Below are 22858 nucleotides of genomic sequence, written 5' to 3' on the forward strand. Positions count from 1 at the left end.
GCTGGCGATGAAAATCGCCGCGCCAAATCTTCATGCCGCCGCCTCAGCCGCGATCAGGGCGCCCAGCTGACGGCCGTAGTCAGTGATCTGCTCCGGCGTGCAGTAGGCATAGCCGACCAGCAGCCCGCGCCGCACCTGCGGCTTGAGGTAGTAGGTGGACAGCGCCTTGACCGAGATGCCCAGCGTGGCCGCGCGCTGCGCCAGCGCCACGTCGTCCACGCCGTGCGGCAGTTCGACCACCAGATGCAGGCCGGATTCTTCTTTCGAGATGCTGACGTTGCGCGGCAGCTGCTGCGCCAGCATATGACGCAGCAGTTCGCGCCGTGCGCCGTAGGTCTGGCGGATCTTGCGCACGTGGGTGGTGAAGTGGCCGAGTGTGATGAAGTCGGTCAGCGTGGCTTGCACGGTCAGCTGACCCGGACGCTGCAAGTCGTACAGCGCGCTGCGGAAGGCGTTGATCAGCGCCGGCGGCACCACCAGGTAGCCGACCTTGATGCCGGGGTAGAGCACCTTGGAGAAGGTGCCCATGTAGAGCACACGGTCATCGTTGTCCAGGCCTTGCAGTGCGGCCAGCGGGCGGCCGGTGTAGCGGAATTCGCTGTCGTAGTCGTCTTCCAGTATCCAGGCGTCCTTGCGCACGGCCACATCCAGCAGATCGCGGCGCCGCGCGAGGCTCATCACCGCGCCGGTCGGGTACTGGTGCGATGGTGTGACGTAGATCAGGCGCGGTCTGGTGGCAAGGTCGGCGTCGTTCAGCGCCATGCCGTCGCTGTCGACGGTGATCGGGCGCAGCTTCAACTCGCGCGCCTGGAACACGCGCCGCGCGCCCCAGTAGCAGGGGTCTTCCACCCATGCGGTGTCGCCGGCATCAGCCAGCAGTTGCGCACACAGGTCCAATGATTGCTGTGTGCCGGCGGTGATCATCACCTGTTCCACCTCCACCTTGACCGAGCGCGAGATGCGCAGGTATTCAGTGATGGCCTGACGCAGCGGCAGATGGCCGCCGGACTGGCCGTAGTCCAGCAGATCATTGCGCGCTTCGCGCCAGATGCGGTTCTGCAGCCGTTGCCACAGCTTGAACGGGAACGACGAGAAATCCGGCTCGCCCGGTGCAAATGGCTGGATTTCGAATTGCGGCCCGGCCGCGTAGCTGGCCAGCTCCTGCCCGCGCCGCGACAGACGCACCGGCCGCGCGACGGCTGTCGCGCCGCTCGCTGCGGGCTTGCCCTGTGGCGCGGCGCCAACACCTCGCATCGTGGCGCTGTGGGCCTGCAAATCGGCCACATAAGTGCCGCTGCCCCTGGCGCTGACCACATAACCTTCCGCCGCCAGCTGCTCAAACGCCGCAATCACCGTATTGCGCGCAATGCCCAGATCCCGCGCCAGATCACGGCTGGATGGCAGTTTGCTGCCCGCCGCGAGCCGCTGCTGGTGGATCGCGGCCTTGGCCGCTTCATATAGCCTGCGCTGCTGGGGAAGACGCGGATGGAAGCCGGATTGCGCCAGCGCGGCGGCCAGCAGGTCGGAGGTCGGGGACATCTAAAAAAGTGGTTCTATCAAATATCAAAAAGTGGCGCTCACAATAATACCAAAATGGGCATATCATTTAGTTAAATCAAATAGATGAAAGCTTCTATGCGCAGCCCTGTCGTTTTGGTTCCTGCGTGCGTCAACCAGATCGGCGCACATCCGTATCACACCGCGCAGCTCAAATACGTGGCTGCCGTGGCGGACGGCGCGCACTGCACGCCGCTGATCGTGCCGGCGCTCGGCGCTGCCACCGATTTCGAAGCGCTGCTGGCATTGGCCGACGGCGTGATGCTGACCGGTTCTCCGTCCAACGTCCATGCCAGCCTGTATGGCGAGGAGCTGCTGGACCCATCGCTGCCGCTGGATGCGGCACGCGACGCCACCACGCTGCCATTGATCCGCGCCGCCATCAAGCGCGGCATCCCGCTGCTGGCGATCTGCCGCGGCTTCCAGGAAGTGAACGTGGCGCTGGGCGGCACCCTGCATCAGGCGCTGCACAATGTGCCCGGCATGGCTGACCATCGCGAAAACAAGGACCACACGCTGGACCAGCAATACGCGCCATCGCACCGCGTGCTGCTGGATCCCGGGGGGCGCATGGCGCAGATCCTGGACGGAGCCGCCGGGATTCAGGTCAACTCGCTGCACGGACAAGGCATCAAGCAGCTGGCGCCCGGGCTCGCGGCGGAAGCGCGCGCCGCCGACGGGCTGGTGGAAGCCTACCGCGTCGCGGACGCCAAAGGATTCACGCTCGCAGTACAGTGGCACCCGGAGTGGCGTTTTTCCGAGAACCCGGACTCCGTCAAATTATTCAGAGCCTTTGGCGACGCCTGCCGCGCCTACCAGGCCGCCCGATAACAACAACGAGAGAAGCAAATGGCAATTCGCGAAAACTTTACCTATACCGATATGGACCTGTGGCTGAACGAGAAGCGCGTCACGGAAATTGAATGCCTGGTGCCTGACCTGACCGGCGTGGCGCGCGGGAAGATTCTCCCACGCGGCAAATTCACGCAGGAGCGCGGCATGCGCATTCCGGAAGCGGTGCTTGGCATGACCGTCACCGGCAATTATCCGACCGAGGACGCAGGCTACGACCGCGCCATCTCCAGCACCGACCGCGACATGATCCTGAAGGCAGACCCCACCACCATCACCATGGTGCCGTGGGCCACCGACCCCACCGCGCAAGTGATCCACGACTGCTACTTTGCTGATGGCCGTCTGGTCGACTTTGCGCCGCGCTCCGTGTTGCGCCGCGTGCTCAAGCTGTATGAGGACAAAGGCTGGAAGCCAGTGGTGGCGCCGGAACTGGAGTTCTACCTGACCGCCAAGAACAGCGATCCTGACCTGCCATTGAAACCGCCGATCGGCCGCAGCGGCCGCGCCGAAACTACGCGCCAGGTCTACAGCATCGACGCCGTGAATGAATTCGACCCGCTGTTCGAGGACATCTACGACTATTGCGACCTGATGGGCCTCGACGTCGACACGCTGATTCATGAAATCGGCGCCGGACAGATGGAGATCAACTTCCTGCACGGCGAACCTTTGGGTCTGGCGGACAAAGTGTTCTTCTTCAAGCGCACCTTGCGCGAAGCAGCGCTCAAGCATGATATGTATGCGACCTTCATGGCCAAGCCGATGGCCGGTGAACCCGGATCGGCCATGCATGTGCACCAGAGCGTGGTGGACGCCAGGAGCGGCAAGAACATCTTCAGTTCCGAGGACGGTTCGGCCTCGCCGCTGTTCAAGTACTACATCGGTGGTTTGCAGCGCTATATGCCATCGGCGATGGCGATTGTGGCGCCGTATGTGAACTCCTACCGCCGCATCGTGCGCCACACGGCGGCGCCGATCAACATCCAGTGGGGCATGGACAACCGCACCGTGGGCTTCCGCGTGCCGGAGTCCGGCGTACAGGATCGCCGCGTGGAGAACCGCATCATCGGTGCGGACGCCAATCCGTATCTGGCACTGGCGGTGACGCTGGCCTGCGGCTATCTCGGCATGATCGACCAGGTGGAGCCGACGCCGATGACGGTGGACAGCGCCTACGACCTGAAGATCGAACTGCCGCAAGGCCTGCCGGAAGCGCTGCAGCTGCTGCGTGCCGAGGACAAGCTGCGCACCGTGCTGGGCGACCGCTTTATCGACGTCTACGCCGCCATCAAGGATCTGGAGCATCAGGAATTCATGACCGTTATCAGCCCGTGGGAGCGCGAGCACCTGCTGCTGCACGTTTAAGGAGCCCGCCATGAGCAACTACGATACCAACGCGATCCAGAAGCTGGACACCGCGCACTACATGCATCCGTTCACCGACCACAAGGCGCTGGGCGAGAAGGGCGCGCGCGTGATGGTGCGCGGCGAGGGCATTTATCTGTGGGACTCGGACGGCAAGAAAATCATCGATGGCATGTCCGGCCTGTGGTGCGTGAACGTGGGCTACGGCCGCACCAGCATCTCGGAAGCGGTGTACCAGCAGATGGAGACGCTGCCGTTCTATAACAGCTTCTTCAACACCACCAATGTGCCGGCGGTGCAGCTTGCAGCCAGGCTGGTGCAGATTTCGCCGCCGCAGTTTAACCACGTCTACTTCACCGGCTCCGGCTCGGAGGGCAACGACACCAATGTGCGCATGGTGCGCCGCTATTGGGATGTGTTGGGTTACAAGGACCGTCACACCATCATCAGCCGCCACAACGCCTACCACGGCAGCACCATGGCCGGCGCGTCGCTGGGCGGCATGTCGGGCATGCACGAACAGGGCGGCCTGCCGATACCGGGCATTGTGCATATCGGTCAGCCGAACTATCTGGAGTCCGGGCAGGGTATGACGGAAGAAGCATTCGGCATCGAGGCCGCTTCCTGGCTGGAGAAGAAAATCCTGGAAGTCGGGCCGGAGAAAGTGGCGGCCTTTATCGGAGAGCCGATACAGGGCGCCGGCGGCGTGATTATTCCGCCTTCCACCTATTGGCCGGAGATCCAGCGCATTTGCGACAAATACGGCATTCTGCTGATTGCCGATGAAGTGATCTGCGGCTTCGGCCGCGTGGGCCGCTGGTTCGCATCCGAGCTGTTTGGCATCAAGCCGGATCTGATTACGTTTGCCAAGGGCGTGACCTCGGGATATGTGCCGCTGGGGGGCGTGCTGGTGGGCGACCGCGTGGCCAAGGTGCTGATCGAGCAGGGCGGCGAATTCAATCATGGCTTCACTTATTCCGGCCATCCGGTGGCGTGTGCGGCGGCGCTGGAAAACATCCGCATCATTGAAGAAGAAAAGCTGATCGAGCGCGTGGCGCAGGAAACCGGGCCTTATCTGAAAAAGCGCTTTGCCGAACTGGCGGACCACCCGCTGGTCGGCTACGCCAACAGCTGCGGCTTTGTGGCCGGGCTGAATCTGGTGCGCAGCAAGGGCGCCACCGTGCATGAGAATGTGGCGTTCGACGAATCGCTGGCTGTCGGCATGGTGTGCCGCGGCTATATGTTCAACAACGGCATGATCATGCGCGCTGTGGGCGACCGCATGATCATCGCGCCACCGCTGGTGCTGACCACGGCGCAGATCGACGAAATGCTGGCGCTGATCCGCCACTGCCTTGATCTGACCTACGCCGATGTGAAGGAACGCGGCTGGCTGTAAGGAGAGACGATTATGACGACATGGCATGAGAAAGCCGCCGCGCTGCAAGCGGACGGCCGCGCCTTCATCGGCGGTGAGCGGGTGTGGGCCAAATCGGAACAGCAGTTTGAGAACCTGTCGCCCATCGACGGGCGCAAGCTGGGCATGGTGGCGCGCTGCGATGGCGCAGACGTGGATATCGCTGTCGCCGTCGCCCGCACGGCATTCGAGGATCGCCGCTGGGCCGCCAAGTCGCCGGCGCAGCGCAAGCGCGTGCTGATCAAGTTTGCGGATCTGATGCAGAAGTATGGCCAGGAGCTGGCGCTGCTGGAGACGCTGGACATGGGCAAGCCGATCAAATACAGCCAGACTGTGGACGTGGGCGGCGCCGCCAACTGCATCCGCTGGTACGGCGAGGCGATCGACAAGATCTATGATGAAATCGCGCCGACGCCAGCCAGCAGCCTGGCGCTGATCACACGCGAACCGGTGGGCGTGGTGGCGGCCATCGTACCGTGGAATTATCCGATGCTGATGGCGGCCTGGAAGATCGCACCGGCGCTGGCGGCGGGGAATAGCGTGGTGCTCAAGCCATCCGAGAAATCGCCGCTGACGGCGCTGCGGCTGGCGGAGATTGCGCTGGAAGCGGGCGTGCCGCCTGGCGTGTTCAATGTGCTGCCGGGATTTGGCGCGGAAGCGGGTGCGGCGCTGGCGCTGCACATGGACGTGGACTGCATCGGTTTCACCGGTTCGACGCGTGTTGGCAAGCAGATCATGCAGATGGCGGGACAGTCGAATCTCAAGCGGGCATGGACGGAGTTGGGCGGCAAGTCGGCCAACATCGTGTGCGCGGACTGTCCGGATCTGGATGCGGCGGTGGAGGCGGCGATCGGTTCCATCTTCTTCAACCAGGGCGAGAGCTGCAATGCACCTTCGCGCCTGTTCGTGGAGGCGTCAATCAAGGACCGCTTCATCGAAAAAGCGCTGGCGAAGGTGCCGGCCTACGCGCCCGGCGATCCGCTGGACGAGAACACCGTCATGGGTGCCATTGTCGATGCCACCCAGTTGAAGACGGTGATGGGCTACATCGAATCCGGCCATGCCGACGGCGCACGCCTGCTGGCCGGCGGCAAGCAGGCGCGCATGGAGACCGGCGGCTATTACGTCGAGCCGACACTGTTTGATCAGGTGGACAGCAGCATGACCATCGCGCGCGAAGAGATCTTTGGTCCGGTGCTGTCGATGCTGAGCTTTACCGATGTGCAGGAAGCGGTACGGCAGGCCAACGCCACGCATTACGGCCTGCACGCGGCCGTGTGGACGGCGGACCTGAGCAAGGCGATTCAGACATCGCGCGCGCTGCGGGCCGGCACGGTGCACGTCAACCAGTACGACGGCGACGACATCACCGTGCCGTTCGGCGGCTACAAGCAGTCCGGCAATGGCCGCGACAAGTCGCTGCACGCGTTCGATAAATACACGGAATTGAAAACGACATGGATACAGATCGGCTAGACGAGCTGCGGGCGCAAGGCATACGCTATGTGTTTGCCCAGTTCACCGACATTCACGGCGCCGCCAAGGGCAAGCTGGTGCCGCTGGCGCACCTTGGCGACATCGTCTCGCCGGGTGCGGGCTTTTCCGGACCGTCGATCTGGGGCACCGGCCTGCCGCGCAACGGTCCGCGCTCGGAATACTATGGCCGTGCCGATCTGACCACCTTGCAGCCCATGCCATGGCTGCCCGGCTATGCCCGCGTGGTGCTGGATGGCCATGTCGCCGGCGAGCCGTTCGACGCTTGCCCGCGTCAGGTGTTGCGCAAGCAGGTCGCGCGTCTGGCGGCGCGCGGCTGGACGCTGAACGCCGGCCTGGAGCCGGAGTTCTTCCTGCTGCAAAAAGGTTCGGACGGCTACGATGCCGAATCCGGCGACGCGCTGGAAAAACCCTCCTACGATACCAAAAGCCTGCTGCGCCGCCGCTCCTTCCTCGACAAGCTGACCACCTCCCTCAACGAATGCGGCCTGGGTGTCTACCAGATCGACCATGAGGACGCGGCCGGCCAGTTTGAAGTGAACTATCACTACGCGGATGCGCTGCGCGCCGCAGACAATTTCATGCTGTTCAAAATGGCTGCGCACCACATCGCGGAAGAAGAGGGCATGCTGTTCTCGATGATGCCCAAGCCGTTCGCGGACCGGCCGGGCAGCGGCTTGCATTTCCATCTCTCGCTGGCGGACGACAACGGCAACGAGGTGGCCGCGCCAATAAACCACTTCCTGGCCGGTCTGCTGCACCACGCGCCGGCGTTGACGGCATTGTGCGCGCCGACCGTGAATTCGTACAAGCGCCTGATGTGCGGCCAGTCGCTGTCCGGCACCAGCTGGGCGCCGGCTTTCATCGGCCATGGCGACAACAACCGCACGGTGGTGGCGCGTACCGTGCACCAGCGGATCGAGTGGCGCTTGCCTGACAGTGCTGCCAATCCCTACCTCGCACTGGCGGGCGTGATCGCGGCGGGACTGGATGGCATCGACCGGCAGCTCGATCCCGGCGCGCCGGTCAATCAGGACGTCTACGAAATGCGCGATGAGCAGCGCGCCGCACTTGGGTTGCGGCTGCTGCCGCAGAATCTGGGGGCGGCGGCGGAGGCGCTGCGTGCCGACGCCATTCTGGCCGAATCGCTGGGTGCAAACATCGTTCACGAATTCGCCGCGCTGAAAAGCGCCGAGTGGATCGAATACAGCCAACACGTCAGCGCGTGGGAAACCGCGCGCTATCTGAACCGTTTCTAAGCAGGAGACCGCGATGAGTCAGGCCATGAAGGATTTTCTACGCGAGCGTAATATCCACGAGGTGGAATGCGTCATCGCGGACATGACCGGCATCGCGCGCGGCAAGATCCTGCCCAAGGACCTGTTCCTGAACGAGGGCCAGATGCGCTTGCCCAAGAGCGTGCTGCTCAACACCGTCAACGGCGAACAGCCCAACAACACGCCTTATGTTGGCGCGACTGATCCGGACATGATCTGCGTGCCGGATATCGCCACGCTGCGCCAGGTACCATGGGCGGCGGAGAATGTGGCGTTGGTGATCCACGATTGCCAGAACTTTGACGGCTCGCCGGTCGGCCTGTCGCCGCGCGCCGTACTGCGCCAGGTGCTGCGCTTGTACGAAGATCGCGGCTGGCAGCCGGTGGTGGCGCCGGAGATGGAGTTCTACCTCGTGGCCCGCAGCAGCAATCCGCACGAGCCGCTGGCGCCGCCGCTGGGACGCAGCGGCAAGACCGAGTCCGGCCGGCAGTCTTACTCGATCGACGCGGTGAACGACTTTGATCCCTTCTTCCTTGAGTTGTCGGCGTTCTGCAAGCAGCACGATCTCGGCGTCGAAACGCTGATCCACGAAGCCGGCGCGGGCCAGATGGAAATCAACTTCACCCATGGCGAGGCGCTGGAGCTGGCGGACCGCGTATTCCTGTTCAAGCGCGCCGTGCGCGAGACGGCCTTAAGGCACGGCATCTTCGCCACTTTCATGGCCAAGCCGATGGAGACCGAACCGGGAAGCGCGATGCACATTCACCAGAGCGTGCTGGATACCGCCACTGGCGAGAACATCTTCACGCGCAAGGATGGCGATGCCAGCGACTTGTTCTTCAACTACATCGCGGGGCTGGAAAAGTACATCGCACCGGCGATGCTGCTGTTTGCGCCACATGTGAATTCCTATCGCCGCCTGTCGCGCTTCATGTCGGCGCCGACCAATGTGCATTGGGGCTATGACAACCGCACCTGCGGCATCCGTATCCCCAACTCCACGCCGGTCAATCGCCGCGTGGAGAACCGCGTGCCGGGCGTGGACGTGAATCCCTACCTGGCGATGGCGGCCACGCTGGCTTGCGGCTATCTCGGCATGACGCAAGGCCTCAAGCCCTCCGCGCCGACGTCGGACAGCGCGGAACATGTGCACGATCAGCTGCCGCGCAATCTGGAAGACGCTATCCAGCGCCTGCGCGAGTGCAAGCCGCTGAGCGATATTCTGGGCGAGTTGTTCGTGCAAGCGTTCTGTGAGGTGAAGGAGCTGGAATTCGCCACCTACAGCCGTGTCATCAGCTCGTGGGAGCGCGAGCATCTGATGCTGCTCGTATGAGAGCGGGGCTGAACTGGCAGCGCGTGCAGGCGCTGGTCGCCATCGAACGCGCCAGCTACATTGCGCGCAATCCGGAGTCCGCGCGGCTGGCGGGAGAGGCCGCGCAGCATCTGCTGTTTGGCGTGCCGATGCACTGGATGAATGACTGGTCGACGCCATTCCCGCTGACTGTGCGTGAAGCCTCCGGCGCGCGCTTCCGCGATGCGGATGGTCACGAGTACATCGACTTCTGCCTGGGCGACACCGGCGCCATGTTCGGCCACGCGCCGCTGCCGGTGGCGCAAGCCATCGCCCGTCAATCCGCGCGTGGCTACACCGCCATGCTGCCGTCGGAAGATGTCGGCCCGGTGGCGGCGGAGTTATCGCGGCGTTTCGGTTTGCCGTGCTGGCAGTTCGCGCTATCGGCTTCGGACGCTAACCGCTTCGTGTTGCGCTGGCTGCGCGCCGCGACAGGGCGCAGCAAGGTGTTGGTGTTCAACGGCTGCTATCACGGCACGGTGGATGACGTGTTTGTCGATCTGGTCGATGGCGTGCCGACGCAGCGCGACAGCCTGCTTGGACAGGTATATACACTGACGGATCACACGGTGGTGGTGGAGTTCAACGATCTGTCGGCATTGGAGGCCGCGTTAAAGCAGGGCGACATCGCCTGCGTGCTGGCCGAGCCGGTGATGACCAACGTTGGCATGGTGCTGCCGCAGCCGGGCTTCTGGGACGCCGCGCAGCAGCTCATCAGACAGCATGGCACGCTATTGGTGATCGACGAAACCCACACCATCAGCAGCGGCCCAGGGGGCTACGCCCGCGCGCACGGCCTGCAGCCGGATGCGCTGGTGATCGGCAAACCTGTCGGCGGCGGCATTCCCTGCGCGGTGTACGGTTTTACGGAAGCAGTAGCGCGCCGCGTGGAGCAGGCCAAACGCAGCGCACCGCCGGGACATTCCGGCATCGGCACCACGCTCAGCGCGAATATGTTCGCCATCGCCGCGATGCGCGCGAATCTTGAGGAAGTGATGACGGAGCAGGCCTACCAGCACATGTTTGCGCTGGCAGCCCAACTGGCAGATGGCCTGCGCGACATCATCGCACGCCACCAGTTGCCATGGTGCGTCACCCAAATCGGTGCGCGCACCGAATTCCAGTTCACCCCAACCGCTCCGCGCAACGGCTCAGAAGCGCAGGCCGTAATGGACAGTGAACTGGAGCAGGCCATCCATCTTTACCTGCTCAACCGCGGCCTGCTCATCACACCCTTCCACAACATGCTGCTGGTCTGCCCCGATACTGCTCAGAGCGATCTGCATAACTTGCTTGCTACCTTTGATACCTGTCTTCAGCTATTGCTATAGAGTTGACCGGAACTGACCACGCTGAGATACTCAGTTTCCCGTGGCGGCGTAATGGTTCCCGTCATTGCTACGACATTCAGAGAGCACCATGGTTCAGGCATCACAGCAACGATTACTCGATATTCTTGATTACTGGCATAAGATTGAATTTTTCATTCCCTTTGATTTAGATCAAGTCACTGAAGTAGAGGACGTATGGAAGCTGCGCTGGATCTGGCCGGAACAACTGGCAACCTGGCCGGCAAATTATCAGCAACAATTCGACATTCCCGAACACCGCAAGATCAGCGGCTTCCGCTTATATGTGGGGTTGTTTGATAGCAGCGAGATCGCAGATGTCTGCAAGCGGGTCTTGCCCTCAACCGGAAGCAATGATGAGGATGAGGAACGGGGGGCGATGGAGGGACGCAGTTGTTTCGCCCGACTCGATCTTAACGCGGATGGAGAGCCAAATTTCGAACCGGTGTCGGTATCGACGGTGCCGTGGGCGCTCGGGCGTGTTCTGGCGCATGGTATCGACAGTCTTACCTCCGCAGCTTTTGAAGACGCGAAATTCGACTTGAAGGACTTGCTGGAGGATTTCCGTACGCGGCGAGCACCCGGCAAGACGGCCAGGCCCGGGGCACCGGCAGTGGCGCCGCTGACCGGGCTTGAGATTCAGCAGCTCTTGACCTTATTTGAGGGGTGGGCGGGCTTTACGCCGGTCTCGGGACAGCCGCTGTTGCTGGAAGTTCGGACTAGCCAGAAAAAGAAAGAGGACAAGCAGGAAAAAAGCCTCGACCAGCAGCTAGCGGAGGAAGACGACGAAGCAACTGAGATGGATATCGATATTCTCAACAGTTTTTATATCGAGGATATTGAACGGGCGATGAGCGCTTTGCGCTCTGGCGAGGTGCCGATATTGGCTTCTTACCTGACCCCGCTGGTACAGGATCAACGTATTGATGTTTATACCCGGGACGGCCGACGGGCATTGTTGCAGCATCTGCATCCAGCACGCTACAACCGTGGGCATTGGCTGAGCCAGGCATCGCACAGCATGAGCCTGATGCAGCAGTTTGCCATCAACACGGGGCTCGAAAGTGTACGCGAAGGCGGCCTGTTCGCTGTCAATGGGCCGCCAGGCACGGGCAAGACAACGCTGTTGCGAGAAATCTTTGCTGACAATATTGTACGCCGGGCGGCTGTTTTGGCAGGTCTTCCTACTGCTGCCGATGCGTTTTCCGGCAAGTGCAAAGTCGATTTTAAGAATGGCAAGTATGCTTGGGTCAGCAGGCTTCGGCCTGAGTTAACCGGCTTTGAAATGGTGGTGGCTTCGTCCAACAATGCGGCGGTGGAAAACATCTCACGCGACTTGCCGAAATTGAAGTCCTTGGGACAGGAATGGCAGAAGACTGCCTATCTGAAATCGGTAGCATATCGTCTGGCCGCAGAAGATGAAGACGGATATTTTCACCCGGATGCGGAGGTGGAGCCGTGGGGATTAATCTCCTGCGCGCTGGGCAACAGCATTAACCGCCGTCGCTTTGTTTCCAAGTTTTATCACAACAACTGGAATGAAAAAGTAGCCCCTCGTCCGGATTGCCAGAATATCCGCGAATGGCTGGAGACTTACAGTGGCCCTGGTTTTGCGCAGGCGGCTGCAACTTACAATGCGCTGGCAACTGAGGTGGAGCGCGCCGGCAAAGCATTGGCGGAATACGCGACCTTGTGGCAGCAATATCAAGGGGTGGAAGCTGACGAGTTTTGCAGGCCTGAACTTGCGGCGTTGACTTCGGCGCAGGCGCAGGCTGACGTAGCGGCGCGTGAGCACGCGTTGGCATGCGCCGCGTTCAGCGATCTGCAGCAGGAGCAGGCCGATTTACGCGAGGAAGAACGCTTGCTGGCACTGCAGCGCCCGGTTTGGTGGGAGCGCTGGTTGAAGCCTGCGCTGACCAGGCGCCATCAGGAAGAGTGCAGGACGAATACCAGCGCCCAGCGTGAACTGCTGCGGCAGGTGAGCGCTGCCAGGGCAGCCCTGCATCAGGCTGCGTTGCTGCTGGAGCGTCAGCCAGCAGCCGTGGAGGCGGCACGCGTCGCCTGGCAACGGCGGCGGCAAGTGTGGCAGGATGGGCAGGATCAACTGGCTCAGCTCCGCACACAATATGCATTTGATTTGCCCGCCTCTTTGGACGCACTGGAGCAGGACAGTGTCCAGATCGCTGGGCTGTGGCATGACGAAGCGCTGGCCCACTTGCGCTCCCAACTGTTCGCCGCCGCGCTGGCCCTGCATGAGGCCTGGTTGGCCGAGGTCGGCAAAGGAGGAGGCTTTGGCGGGAATATGTTTGCGCTTTCGCTGTTGTTGACCAACCAGCGACCTGATGACGAAGCCTGCATTCCCATGATATGGCAAAGCCTGTTCATGGTGGTACCGGTGGTATCGACGACTTTTGCCTCCATGGCGCGCCAGTTTAGCGGCATGAAGGCCGAATCGATAGGCTGGTTGTTTATCGACGAGGCTGGGCAGGCGGTGCCGCAGGCCGCAGTCGGCGGCTTATGGCGCGCACGCCGCGCCATCGTGGTGGGCGATCCCCGGCAGATCGAACCGGTGTTTACTGTGCCGCAATCGTTGATCCGGGCTTTGTCTGCGCAGTCCCCGCATACCGCGGGAGAGGCTTATGCACCGGATAAGGTATCGGTTCAGCGTCTTGCCGATGCCGCCAATCGTTATGGCACGGCGATGCCGCAAAGCGGAGGCGACGCTCTGTGGATTGGCAGTCCTTTGCGGGTTCACCGGCGCTGTGCCGATCCGATGTTTTCGCTGGCGAATACGATTGCTTACGATGGCAAAATGGTGATCGAGATGGTCCGCCGTAAGCCGCCGCAGCCCAAGATCCCGATGGGTGACAGCGCGTGGATTGAGGTGAGTGGCAAAACCGCTTTCAAGCAAGAGGTGCCGGAACAAATCGACTTTGTGGCCGCACTCCTCTTGAAACTGTATGAGTTGGATGGTGCGTTGCCTGCGCTGTATGTGATATCGCCCTTCAAGGCAGTGCGCAATGCGCTGAGAAAACGTATCGCTGAATTGGATTGGCCGGGAAAACCGCCAGCCAGGTCGGTAGTCCGGCAATGGTGTAAGTCCCGTATCGGCACGGTGCATACGTTTCAGGGCAAGGAAGAGGCGCTGGTGCTGATGGTGCTGGGTGTCGATGCCGAGCATACGGGATCGGCAACGTGGGCGGCATCCAAACCGAACTTGCTCAATGTGGCGCTCACCAGGGCTCAGCAATACTTCTACATGGTCGGCGCAGCAGAGGTATGGCGCGGACAACCATACTTTGGCGCCGCTTACGCCAGACTGCCCTCCCGCAGCCCGGCGGAATTTTTGGCGGGTATCGGCGCGGCCGCACCCGCCGATACGATTTAGAAGCAGTGTTCCAGCGCCGGGAAGCTGCCGTCCTTGACGGCGGTGACGTAGGCGGTGATGGCGGCGTCGATGCTGGTCTGGCCTTCCATGAAGTTTTTCACGAAGCGCGCTTTGCGGCCCGGGAACACGCCCAGCAGGTCGTGCATCACCAATACCTGGCCCGAGCAGTCCGGACCCGCGCCGATGCCGATGGTTGGAATCGACAGCAGTTCGGTCACTTCCTTGCCCAGCGCCGAAGGAATCGCCTCCAGCACCACGATCGAGGCGCCGGCGGCCTGGATCTTCAGCGCGTCGGCTTTCAGCAGATCGGCGCTCTCAGTGGTTTTTCCTTGCACTTTGTAGCCGCCCAGCTGGTGCACCGATTGCGGCGTCAGGCCGAGGTGGGCGCACACTGGCACGCCGCGCTCGGTCAGGAATTTGATGGTGTCGGCCAGCCACGCGCCGCCTTCGATCTTGACCATGTGCGCGCCGGCCTGCATCGCCAGCACGGCGTTGGCGTACGCGGTCTCCGGCGTGCCGTAGGCGCCGAATGGCAGGTCGGCCACGATCATGGCGTTCTTGGTGCCGCGCGCCACGGAGGCGGTGTGGTAGACGATGTCGGTCATGGTGACCGGCAGCGTCGATTGATGGCCGGCGCAGACCATGCCCAGCGAATCACCGATCAGCAGGATTTCGACGCCGCAGCGGTCCATCAGCGACGCGAAGCTGGCGTCGTAGCAGGTCAGCATGGTGATCTTCTCGCCGGCGTTGCGCAGCGTGGCCAGGGTGTTGACGGTGACAGCTTTCGATACGACCGGTTTGGCCGGTGCAGGTGCGTTGGCGTCGGCGGGCTTTTGGCTCGCGGCCAGTTCGTTGCCTTGCAGGTATCCAGACATGGTAAATCCTTTACTGATTAAATCGGGCTGATGCCCTGGTCGGCCACGCCGGCGGCATATTGCGCCGCCGCTCCGTGGCCGGGGATGTGAATCGATGGCGCCAGTTCCAGCAGCGGCACCAGCACGAACGCACGCTTGGTCATGCGCGGGTGCGGCACGGTCAGCGTGGGGCTGTTGATGGTGGCGTCGCCATACATTAGCAGATCGAGATCCAGCGTGCGCGGCGCGTTGCGGTAGGGCCGTTCGCGGCCGTGCGCCTGTTCAATTTCTTGCAGCGCACGCAGCAGCGCTTCGGCGTCCAGCGTGGTGGCGATGCGGGCCACGGCGTTGATGTAATCGTCGCCGCTGGAGTCGATCGGTGCGGTGCGATACAGGCTGGAGGCCGCCATCAAAGTGCAGCCGGGCTGGCGCTGCAGGCGGTCCAGCGCGTCCAGCACGTTGGCGCGCGCGTCGCCCAGATTGGCGCCGATGCCGATGTAGGCGATGGTGAAGGCAAAGGGCGCCTTATCGTCCTGCGGCGTCGCGGGCGCGAGGCCCGCGTTGATGGTGGTGCTCATGGTGAAACTCAGTCGCCGCCGCCGTCATGCGCCGGTGCTGGCGCGGCGTTGTCGCTGCCGCTTTCGCCACGGCCGCCGCGATTACGGCCGCCACGGCGCGGACCGCGCTTGCGCTTGGCCCCGCCGGCGCCGCCGCTGCCGCCGCCCGATGGCTGGCTGGCCGACGAAATCAGATCTTCGCGCGATGCCTCGTCGCTTTCGTAGAAGGCGGTCCACCATTCGCCGATTTCGGCGTCGATCTCGCCCGAGGCGCAGCGCAGCAGCAGGAAGTCATAGCCGGCGCGGAAGCGCTGGTGTTCCAGCAGCTTGTGCGGCGCCTTGCCGGTGCGGCGCTCGAAGCGCGGCTGCATGGCCCAGATGTCGCGCATGTCGGAACCGATCTTGCGCTGCAAGGCCAGTTTCTCGGTCTGCGAATCGAGCACGTCGTCGGCCGCCAGGTGCAGCGCCGGAATGGTCTGCTCGCCGGCCGCGCGGTAGGCTTCCCACTTTTCCAGCACCTGATGCCACAGCAGCGAGGCAAACAGGAAGCCCGGCGACACGGTCTTGCCGGCATGGATGCGGGCGTCGGTCGAATCCAGCGCCAGGGTCACGAACTTGAAGCCCATCGGCTGCTCCAGCACCACGTCCAGCAGCGGCAGCAGGCCGTGATGCAGGCCTTCCTTGCGCAGTTGCTGCAGGCAGGCCAGCGCGTGGCCGCTCATCAGGAGCTTGAGCATTTCATCGAACACGCGCGCGGCCGGCACGTTGTTGATCAGCGGCGCCATGACCTTGATCGGCGCGCCGGTTTCCGGCTCGATGGAGAATTTCAGCTTGGCGGCAAAGCGCACCACGCGCAGCATGCGCACCGGGTCTTCGCGGTAGCGTTCTTCCGGCTTGCCGATGATGCGCAGCGTTTGCGCGCGGATGTCCTCGATGCCGCCGTGGTAGTCCAGCACCTGCTGGTTGGCCGGGTTGTAGTACATGGCGTTGATGGTGAAGTCGCGGCGCTCCGCGTCTTCCGCCTGTGAACCGAAGGTGTTGTCGCGCAAAACGCGGCCATGTTCATCCTTCGGCGCGTTGGCCGAGGTGGTGCCGCGGAAGGTGGTCACTTCCAGCAGGTCGTTGCCGAACATGACGTGCACGATCTGGAAGCGCTTGCCGATGATGAAGGCGCGGCGGAACAGGCGCTTGACCTGCTCCGGGGTGGCGTTGGTGGCGATGTCGAAGTCTTTCGGCTTCACACCCAGCAGCAGGTCGCGCACCGCGCCGCCCACCACAAAGGCTTCGTAGCCCGCTTCCTGCAGCGTGCTGGTGACGCGGATGGCATTGTTCGACAGCAGGCGCGGGTCGATGCCGTGGGCTTCTGGCCCCAGCACCACCGGCGTGTTTGCGTCGCGGGCCGCTTTACTCTTGGTGCCGAGGATTTTGCGGATCAGTTTCTTAATCATTGAACAGCTCAATTAATGGCCAGCCGTTGGCGGCGGCGTGCGTTTTCAGTTTTTCATTGGGGTTGGTCGCCACCGGATGGCTGACGATCGACATCAGCGGCAAATCGTTGTGCGAATCGCTGTAGAAGTGGACGCTCTCAAAGTCCTCCAGCTTTTTGCCCATTTTTTCCAGCCACGCCTTGGTGTGGACGATTTTGCCCGCGCCCTGGGTCGGGGTGCCCAGCAGCTTGCCGGTCAGGTTGCCCTCGGCATCGACTTCCGGCATGGCCGCGATCAGGTGTTCCACGCCCAGCGCCCTGGCGATCGGCGCGGTCACGAAGTGGTTGGTGGCGGTGACGATGGCCACCAGGTCGCCGGCGTCCAGGTGCTTTTGCAGCAGGGCGCGCGCCGAGGGCCGCAGGGCCGGCGCGATCACTTCGGCCATGTACTGGGCCTGCATCTCCTCCAGCCGCGCGCGCGGGAAGCCGGCCAGGGTGCCCAGCGCGAACTCCAGGTATTCTACCGGATCGAGCGTGCCGGCCTGGTATTGGGCGAAGAACTCGCGGTTGCGGCGGTCAAATTCGGCGGCGTCGACGGCGCCGATGCGCACTAAAAACTGGCCCCACTCGAAGTCGGAGTCGATCGGCAGCAGGGTGTGGTCGAGGTCAAAAAGGGCGAGTTTCATTATTCTTTCGCTTCCGCCTGCAGCCACTCGCGCAGCAGCGGCAGAGTGATCGGGCGTTGGGTTTCAAGGGAATACTGGTCCAGCGAATCGAGGATGGTCGACAGCGACCGCATGTCGCGCTGGAAGTGAGACAGCAAGTAGGGTATCACGCCGGCCGACAGCGTCAAGCCGCGCGCCGCCGCCGCTGCCGCCAGGGCGGCGCTCTTTTCGTCGTCGGTCAGGCCGTGGATCTGGTAGATCAGGCCCCAGCCCATGCGCGTGCGCAGGTCTTCGCGCACCGGCAGCACGGCCGGCGCCACGTTGCCGCTGCAGACCATGAAGGCGTTGTTGGCGCGGATTTCATTGAACAGGGCGAAGGCGTCGATCTGCGCCACCGGCGACAGCTTTTCGCAGTCGTCCAGCAGGTACAGGTCCACCTCCGGCGAATACACGAATTCCGACTCGATCGAGAACGGCGAGATATAGCGCGCGCGCAGCTGGTCTTCCTCGCTGCCGGCGCTGGCCAGCGCCTTGAGCAAGTGCGATTTGCCGACGCCGACCGCGCCCCACAGGTAGGCGAAGTGCTCGCGCGACGTGCGGCTGGCGAACTGCTGCATCAGCGCTGCCGCTTCGGCATTCTGTCCTACCTCGAACGATGCGAGGCTGTGCGTGGGTTCCGCGCCTAAATCGAGCACCAGTTGTTTCATGGCGTTCGCCTTGTGGTCTTTTGCATAACGTTTTGGTGTTTCACATCATGCATTATAAAAGCTGCTGCTCAGATAGTGGCGGCGCAGGTGTTTAAAGGCCACCATCAGCACTGCCGACGCGGGCAGGGCCAGCAGCACGCCGACAAAGCCGAACAGCTGGCCAAACGCCAGCAGCGCGAAAATCACGGCCAGCGGATTGAGGCCGATCCGCTCCCCGACCAGGCGCGGGGTCAGGAAGAAGCCTTCCAGCACCTGGCCGAAGCCGTAGATCACGGCCACCGCGATCAGGCCGCTGAAATCGGTAAATTGCAGCACGGCCGAAATCAGCGCCAGCACCAGCCCCAGGCCGAAGCCGAGGTAGGGGATGAACACCAGCAGGCCGGTCAGGATGCCGACCGGCAGGGCGACGTCAAAGCCGGCGATGGCCAGCGCCACCGAGTAGTAGATCGCCAGCACCACCATCACCAACAACTGGCCGCGCAGGTACTGGGCCAGCAGGGTGTCGACCTCGTTGGCCATGCCCATGGTGGCTTCGATATAGCGGCGCGGCACGCAGCCGGCAATGCGCGCCAGCATGGCGTGCCAGTCCAGCAGCAGGTAGAACAGCACCACCGGCACCAGTACCACGGTGGCCAGCCAGCCCAAAACGGCGGTGCCGCCGACGCGGGCGGAATTCAGCACGGCGGCCCAGATGGCGTCGCCGGAGGCGGCCAGCTGGTCGCTGGCCAACTGCTTGATGCCGGCGCTGTCCAGGCGTACGTTCAGGCCGAGGTCGCGCAACCTGGGCGCCAGCAGGTCGTTGGTCTTGGCCAGGAAAGCCGGGATCTGGGCCTGCAGCAGCGGGATTTCCTTCTGCAGCACCGGCACCACGATCAGCACCAGCGCCGTGATGGCGGCAAAGAACAGCGTCACCACGATCAGCACCGACAGCGCGCGCGGCATGCTCAGGCGGCGGCCGAAGCGGATGCGGTCGAGGCGGTCAACGCCGGGATTGAGGGCGTAGGCAAAGATGGCGGCGGCCAGGAAGGGCGTCAGCACCGGCCCCAGCGTCACCAGCAGGAAAAAGAATGCAGCCCATACCGCCAACCAGAATGCCGTTTGCTTTTGCTCTAGCGTGAGGGGAAATGGCATGGGGGATGTATTTGATGGTTAAAAAGGCGGTTGGACGGGGCAATTTTGATAAAATAGCGGATTGACCGGGTTTTATTGCACATTTTCGTGCGTTTTTGTCACGAAATCGGTCTCCGCCTTCTATTTTACCGCCTCCGCTGCGAAATACACCATGAGCCAAACTACTAATGTTTCCCTGTCCTACCGTGACGCCGGCGTCGATATCGACGCGGGTGATGCCTTAGTCGAAGCAATCAAGCCGTACGCCAAGCGCACCATGCGCGAAGGCGTGCTGGCCGGCTTGGGCGGTTTCGGTGCGATGTTCGAGATCAGCAAAAAGTACAAGGAGCCGGTGCTGGTGTCCGGCACGGACGGCGTGGGCACCAAGCTGAAGCTGGCGTTTGAGCTGAACCGCCACGACACCGTCGGCATCGACCTGGTGGCGATGAGCGTGAACGACATCCTGGTGCAGGGCGCCGAGCCGCTGTTCTTCCTCGACTACTTCGCCTGCGGCAAGCTGGACGTGGCCACCGCCTCGAACGTGATCAAGGGCATCGCCCAGGGTTGCGAGCAGGCCGGCTGCGCGCTGATCGGCGGCGAAACCGCCGAAATGCCATCGATGTACCCGGACGGCGAGTACGACCTGGCCGGTTTCGCGGTGGGCGCGGTGGAAAAATCGAAAATCATCGACGGCACCAGGATTGCGCCGGGCGATGTGATCCTGGGCCTGGCCTCGTCGGGCGTGCACTCGAACGGTTACTCGCTGGTGCGCAAGATCATTGAAGTGTCCAAGCCGGACCTGCAGGGCGACTTCCACGGCCGTCCGCTGGCCGACGTGCTGATGGCGCCGACCCGCATCTACGTCAAGCCGCTGCTGGCGCTGATGGAATCGATCGAAGTCAAAGGCATGGTGCACATCACCGGCGGCGGCCTGGTCGAGAACATTCCACGCGTGCTGCAGCCTGGCCTGGTGGCCGAACTGGATGCCAAGTCGTGGACCCTGCCGCCGCTGTTCCAGTGGCTGCAGCAGCACGGCGGCGTGGCCGACGCCGAGATGCACCGCGTGTTCAACTGCGGCATCGGCATGACGGTGATCGTCTCGGCCGACAACGCGGCCGCGGCCAAGGCCCAGCTGGAAGCGGCCGGCGAAACCGTCTACACCATCGGTAAAATCCGCGCCCGCGTGGGTGACGAGCACCAGACCATCGTGGTGTAATTGGCGACGGCTGAATGAAAAAGCGGACCTTGATGGTCCGCTTTTTTTATTTGCGATCAGGTGGCGGTGGTGGCCTGCCGCCTTCCGGCACGGCGACGATCAGGTCGCGCATTTTCTTGCAGGTGCCTTTGACGGTTTCGCCGCGGCGACCCTTGAATTCGACCTTGGCGCCTTCGGCCTTGCCCTTGCAGGCAGCGATGGCTTCCGGCGGCGGACCAGGCGGCTGGCCATCCGGTGGCGGCGGTGGATTGTTCTGCGCCGATGCGCCCAGCGTGCCGGCGGCCAGCGCCGCACACAACATCCAGTGCTTAATCAACTTCATGAAAACTCCCGATAACAATGGACCGCCATTATCTTGCGTGCAACTGTTAGCTGCGGTCAAGCCGCTGTAAAGCCCGGTAAAATCTTAATGCCTGTGGGCGCCGCCAGGACGATGTAGGTCTTCCAGATCGATGGCGGTGATGATGCCGGTGTCTGGCTCTGCACAATCAAATGTGACGCGCCAGTTAGCATCGACTTCAATGCTATATCGGTGCTTCTGCCCGTTCAATTGTTTGCCCCAAGAGATAGAAATACCGCGCTTGTCGCTACCTCCGTATTGCCAAAAGCGTCGCATACCTTTGTGCATGATATCCCTGCTTTGGAAACTCATGACATTGTCCTGAATCGTTGACGGGCGTGGGTGTTTGCTCCTACGATGAAGCATGACCGCTACCTCCTAGGAGGAACCATGATCACTATGCACCCTGGCGAATATCTATCTCTGTCCTACGTCGAACCTTATAAACTTAGTTCAGCAGAATTGGCGGAGCGATTGGGGTTGTCTGAGCAGGTTATCGATGGATTGCTCGCGGCAGAGGTTGAATTGACGGCGGAGATGGCTGTGCGGTTTGAACTGGCTCTTGGCCGTTCAGCAGAATCTTGGCTGGCTTTGCAGAATGCTTACAGTTTGAAGCAGGCAAGAAAAAAGGTCGATCCCGCTACGGTGCGACCTTTTGTGTTTCCGGCCCGCGAGAATGCGGTTTAGCGCTTGAGGATTTTTTCCACCGGCGCCGGGCGCAGGCGGAAGGCGTCCGGCAGGCCGGAGCCGAGCAGGGGACGCAGGTACATGCGGAAGGCATCCGTCACGTCGGTGCCGCTGGCGGTGATGAATTCGTCCTCCATCACGCGCGTTTTGCCGGCCACCGCGCTCAGTGGCAGCAGTTCGTAGTCGACCGAGTAGAAGCCGGTGCGCTTGATCGCCACCGAGCCGTCGCGCCCGCCCCACATGGCGAATTGCACCGCTTTCTCGCCCACCTCGCGCGCCTCGCGCTGATCGACGTCCGACACGCAGCCGATGAAGGAGCGCTGCAGATAGCCGAACGTATCGCCGCGCACGCGCTTGATGCCGAGCCTGGCTTTGATTTCGTCGCACAGCAGGTCGGCCAGGGCGCCGGTGCCGGACAGCTGCACGTTGCCGTGCGCGTCGCGCTCGACTTCTTTCGCCAGCAGGGTGGCGATTGCTTCGCCGCTGGCATCGTGGATGCCTTCGGACACGGCGATCACGCAGCGGCCGTAGCGCTCGTACACCGCTTTCACATCAGCCAGGAACCGCTCCAGCGAAAACACGCGCTCGGGCAGGTAGATCAGGTGCGGGCCGTCGTCGGGGAATTTCTTGCCAAGCGCGGCGGCGGCGGTCAGGAAGCCGGCGTGGCGGCCCATCACCACGCCCACGTACACGCCCGGCAGCGCGGCATTGTCCAGATTGGCACCGGCAAATGCCTGCGCCACAAAGCGCGCCGCCGACGGAAAGCCCGGCGTGTGGTCGTTGCCGACCAGGTCGTTGTCGATGGTCTTCGGGATGTGCATGCAGCGCAGCGCGTAGTTGGCCGCCTGCGCCTGCTCGCTGACGATGCGCACGGTGTCGGACGAATCGTTGCCGCCGATGTAGTAGAACTGCTCGATCTGGTGCGCCTGCAGGACTTTGAAGATCTCCTGGCAATACGCTTGGTCCGGCTTGTCGCGGGTGGAGCCGAGCGCGGAGGAGGGCGTGGCCGCCACCAGTTCGAGGTTGTGGCTGGTCTCGCGGGTGAGGTCGACCAGTTCCTCGTTGACGATGCCGCGCACGCCGTGCAGCGCCCCATACACCCGCGTGACGTCGCGGAAGCGGCGCGCCTCCAGCACCACGCCGGCCAGCGACTGGTTGATGACGGCGGTCGGCCCGCCTCCCTGTGCCACCAAGATTTTTCCCGACGACATGTTCGCTCCTCCCAGGTGAAGTGAAGCGCCCA

The 22858-nt window shown here is 62.8% G+C and carries 20 protein-coding genes; 10 read left to right on the forward strand and 10 right to left on the reverse strand.

Going from position 1 to position 22858, the window contains the following annotated elements:
- Nucleotides 1–30: 30 nt before the first annotated feature.
- Nucleotides 31–1539 carry a PLP-dependent aminotransferase family protein gene (locus ABDW57_RS01180; protein WP_343728378.1) on the reverse strand — a complete coding sequence of 503 codons (1509 nt, stop codon included), beginning with the start codon at nt 1537–1539 and terminating at the stop codon, nt 31–33.
- 96 nt (nt 1540–1635) lie between these two features.
- Between ABDW57_RS01180 and ABDW57_RS01185 the strand changes: the two genes are divergently transcribed.
- The 8 genes from ABDW57_RS01185 to ABDW57_RS01220 all read left to right on the forward strand — a co-directional run bounded on the left by ABDW57_RS01185 (nt 1636) and on the right by ABDW57_RS01220 (nt 14053).
- Nucleotides 1636–2388 carry a gamma-glutamyl-gamma-aminobutyrate hydrolase family protein gene (locus tag ABDW57_RS01185; RefSeq protein ID WP_343728379.1) on the forward strand — a complete coding sequence of 251 codons (753 nt, stop codon included), beginning with the start codon at nt 1636–1638 and terminating at the stop codon, nt 2386–2388.
- Nucleotides 2389–2406: 18 nt separating this feature from the next.
- Nucleotides 2407–3777, forward strand: coding sequence for a glutamine synthetase family protein (locus ABDW57_RS01190; RefSeq protein WP_343728380.1), 1371 nt, complete (start codon nt 2407–2409; stop codon nt 3775–3777).
- A gap of 10 nt (nt 3778–3787) precedes the next feature.
- Nucleotides 3788–5176 carry an aspartate aminotransferase family protein gene (locus ABDW57_RS01195; protein ID WP_343728381.1) on the forward strand — a complete coding sequence of 463 codons (1389 nt, stop codon included), beginning with the start codon at nt 3788–3790 and terminating at the stop codon, nt 5174–5176.
- A gap of 12 nt (nt 5177–5188) precedes the next feature.
- On the forward strand, nt 5189–6670 hold the full coding sequence (locus tag ABDW57_RS01200; protein ID WP_343728382.1) for an aldehyde dehydrogenase: 1482 nt from the start codon (nt 5189–5191) through the stop codon (nt 6668–6670).
- A complete protein-coding gene (gene glnT / locus ABDW57_RS01205; RefSeq protein ID WP_343728383.1) occupies nt 6652–7947 on the forward strand; it encodes a type III glutamate--ammonia ligase in 1296 nt (431 codons plus the stop codon). Before ABDW57_RS01200 ends, glnT begins: the two co-directional genes overlap by 19 nt.
- A 13-nt stretch (nt 7948–7960) precedes the next feature.
- Nucleotides 7961–9298, forward strand: a complete 1338-nt coding sequence (locus ABDW57_RS01210) for a glutamine synthetase family protein (protein ID WP_343728384.1) — start codon at nt 7961–7963, stop codon at nt 9296–9298.
- The gene (locus ABDW57_RS01215; RefSeq protein ID WP_343728385.1) at nt 9295–10647 is read left to right on the forward strand and encodes an aspartate aminotransferase family protein; all 1353 of its coding nucleotides are present in this window, start codon (nt 9295–9297) and stop codon (nt 10645–10647) included. Before ABDW57_RS01210 ends, ABDW57_RS01215 begins: the two co-directional genes overlap by 4 nt.
- Before the next feature lie 88 nt (nt 10648–10735).
- On the forward strand, nt 10736–14053 hold the full coding sequence (locus tag ABDW57_RS01220) for an ATP-binding protein (protein ID WP_343728386.1): 3318 nt from the start codon (nt 10736–10738) through the stop codon (nt 14051–14053).
- Here the strand turns inward: ABDW57_RS01220 and panB are convergent.
- Genes panB through ABDW57_RS01250 form a run of 6 tightly spaced genes read right to left on the reverse strand, consistent with a single transcriptional unit; the run spans nt 14050 to nt 19393 of the window.
- Entirely contained in the window at nt 14050–14928 is an 879-nt protein-coding gene (gene panB / locus ABDW57_RS01225; protein ID WP_343728387.1) for a 3-methyl-2-oxobutanoate hydroxymethyltransferase, read from the reverse strand. The genes ABDW57_RS01220 and panB overlap by 4 nt on opposite strands.
- Before the next feature lie 17 nt (nt 14929–14945).
- Entirely contained in the window at nt 14946–15485 is a 540-nt protein-coding gene (gene folK, locus ABDW57_RS01230) for a 2-amino-4-hydroxy-6-hydroxymethyldihydropteridine diphosphokinase (RefSeq protein ID WP_343728388.1), read from the reverse strand.
- An 8-nt stretch (nt 15486–15493) separates the two neighbouring features.
- Nucleotides 15494–16912, reverse strand: a complete 1419-nt coding sequence (gene pcnB, locus ABDW57_RS01235; protein ID WP_343728389.1) for a polynucleotide adenylyltransferase PcnB — start codon at nt 16910–16912, stop codon at nt 15494–15496.
- The gene (locus tag ABDW57_RS01240) at nt 16905–17576 is read right to left on the reverse strand and encodes an HAD family hydrolase (protein WP_343728390.1); all 672 of its coding nucleotides are present in this window, start codon (nt 17574–17576) and stop codon (nt 16905–16907) included. Before ABDW57_RS01240 ends, pcnB begins: the two co-directional genes overlap by 8 nt.
- Nucleotides 17576–18262 carry a DnaA regulatory inactivator Hda gene (gene hda, locus ABDW57_RS01245; protein WP_343728391.1) on the reverse strand — a complete coding sequence of 229 codons (687 nt, stop codon included), beginning with the start codon at nt 18260–18262 and terminating at the stop codon, nt 17576–17578. The genes ABDW57_RS01240 and hda overlap by 1 nt, the downstream gene beginning before the upstream one ends.
- Before the next feature lie 45 nt (nt 18263–18307).
- A complete protein-coding gene (locus ABDW57_RS01250) occupies nt 18308–19393 on the reverse strand; it encodes an AI-2E family transporter (RefSeq protein ID WP_343728392.1) in 1086 nt (361 codons plus the stop codon).
- A 151-nt stretch (nt 19394–19544) separates the two neighbouring features.
- Between ABDW57_RS01250 and purM the strand changes: the two genes are divergently transcribed.
- Nucleotides 19545–20588, forward strand: a complete 1044-nt coding sequence (gene purM, locus ABDW57_RS01255) for a phosphoribosylformylglycinamidine cyclo-ligase (protein ID WP_343728393.1) — start codon at nt 19545–19547, stop codon at nt 20586–20588.
- 46 nt (nt 20589–20634) lie between these two features.
- Here the strand turns inward: purM and ABDW57_RS01260 are convergent, their stop codons facing one another.
- Together ABDW57_RS01260 and ABDW57_RS01265 are read right to left on the reverse strand one after the other, a co-directional pair.
- A complete protein-coding gene (locus ABDW57_RS01260) occupies nt 20635–20910 on the reverse strand; it encodes a hypothetical protein (protein WP_343728394.1) in 276 nt (91 codons plus the stop codon).
- Between the two features lie 84 nt (nt 20911–20994).
- Nucleotides 20995–21240: a hypothetical protein gene (locus ABDW57_RS01265; RefSeq protein ID WP_343728395.1), complete on the reverse strand. Its 246-nt coding sequence runs from the start codon at nt 21238–21240 to the stop codon at nt 20995–20997.
- 78 nt (nt 21241–21318) lie between these two features.
- Between ABDW57_RS01265 and ABDW57_RS01270 the strand changes: the two genes are divergently transcribed.
- Complete coding sequence (locus tag ABDW57_RS01270) at nt 21319–21615, forward strand: HigA family addiction module antitoxin (protein WP_343728396.1); 297 nt, start codon at nt 21319–21321, stop codon at nt 21613–21615.
- Here ABDW57_RS01270 and ABDW57_RS01275 read toward each other — a convergent pair.
- Nucleotides 21612–22826: a 6-phosphofructokinase gene (locus ABDW57_RS01275; protein ID WP_343728397.1), complete on the reverse strand. Its 1215-nt coding sequence runs from the start codon at nt 22824–22826 to the stop codon at nt 21612–21614. The two genes, ABDW57_RS01270 and ABDW57_RS01275, sit on opposite strands and share 4 nt — an antisense overlap.
- Nucleotides 22827–22858: the final 32 nt, after the last annotated feature.

Source organism: Duganella sp., from assembly GCF_039595735.1.
In the GTDB taxonomy this organism is placed as follows: Bacteria; Pseudomonadota; Gammaproteobacteria; order Burkholderiales; family Burkholderiaceae_D; genus Rugamonas.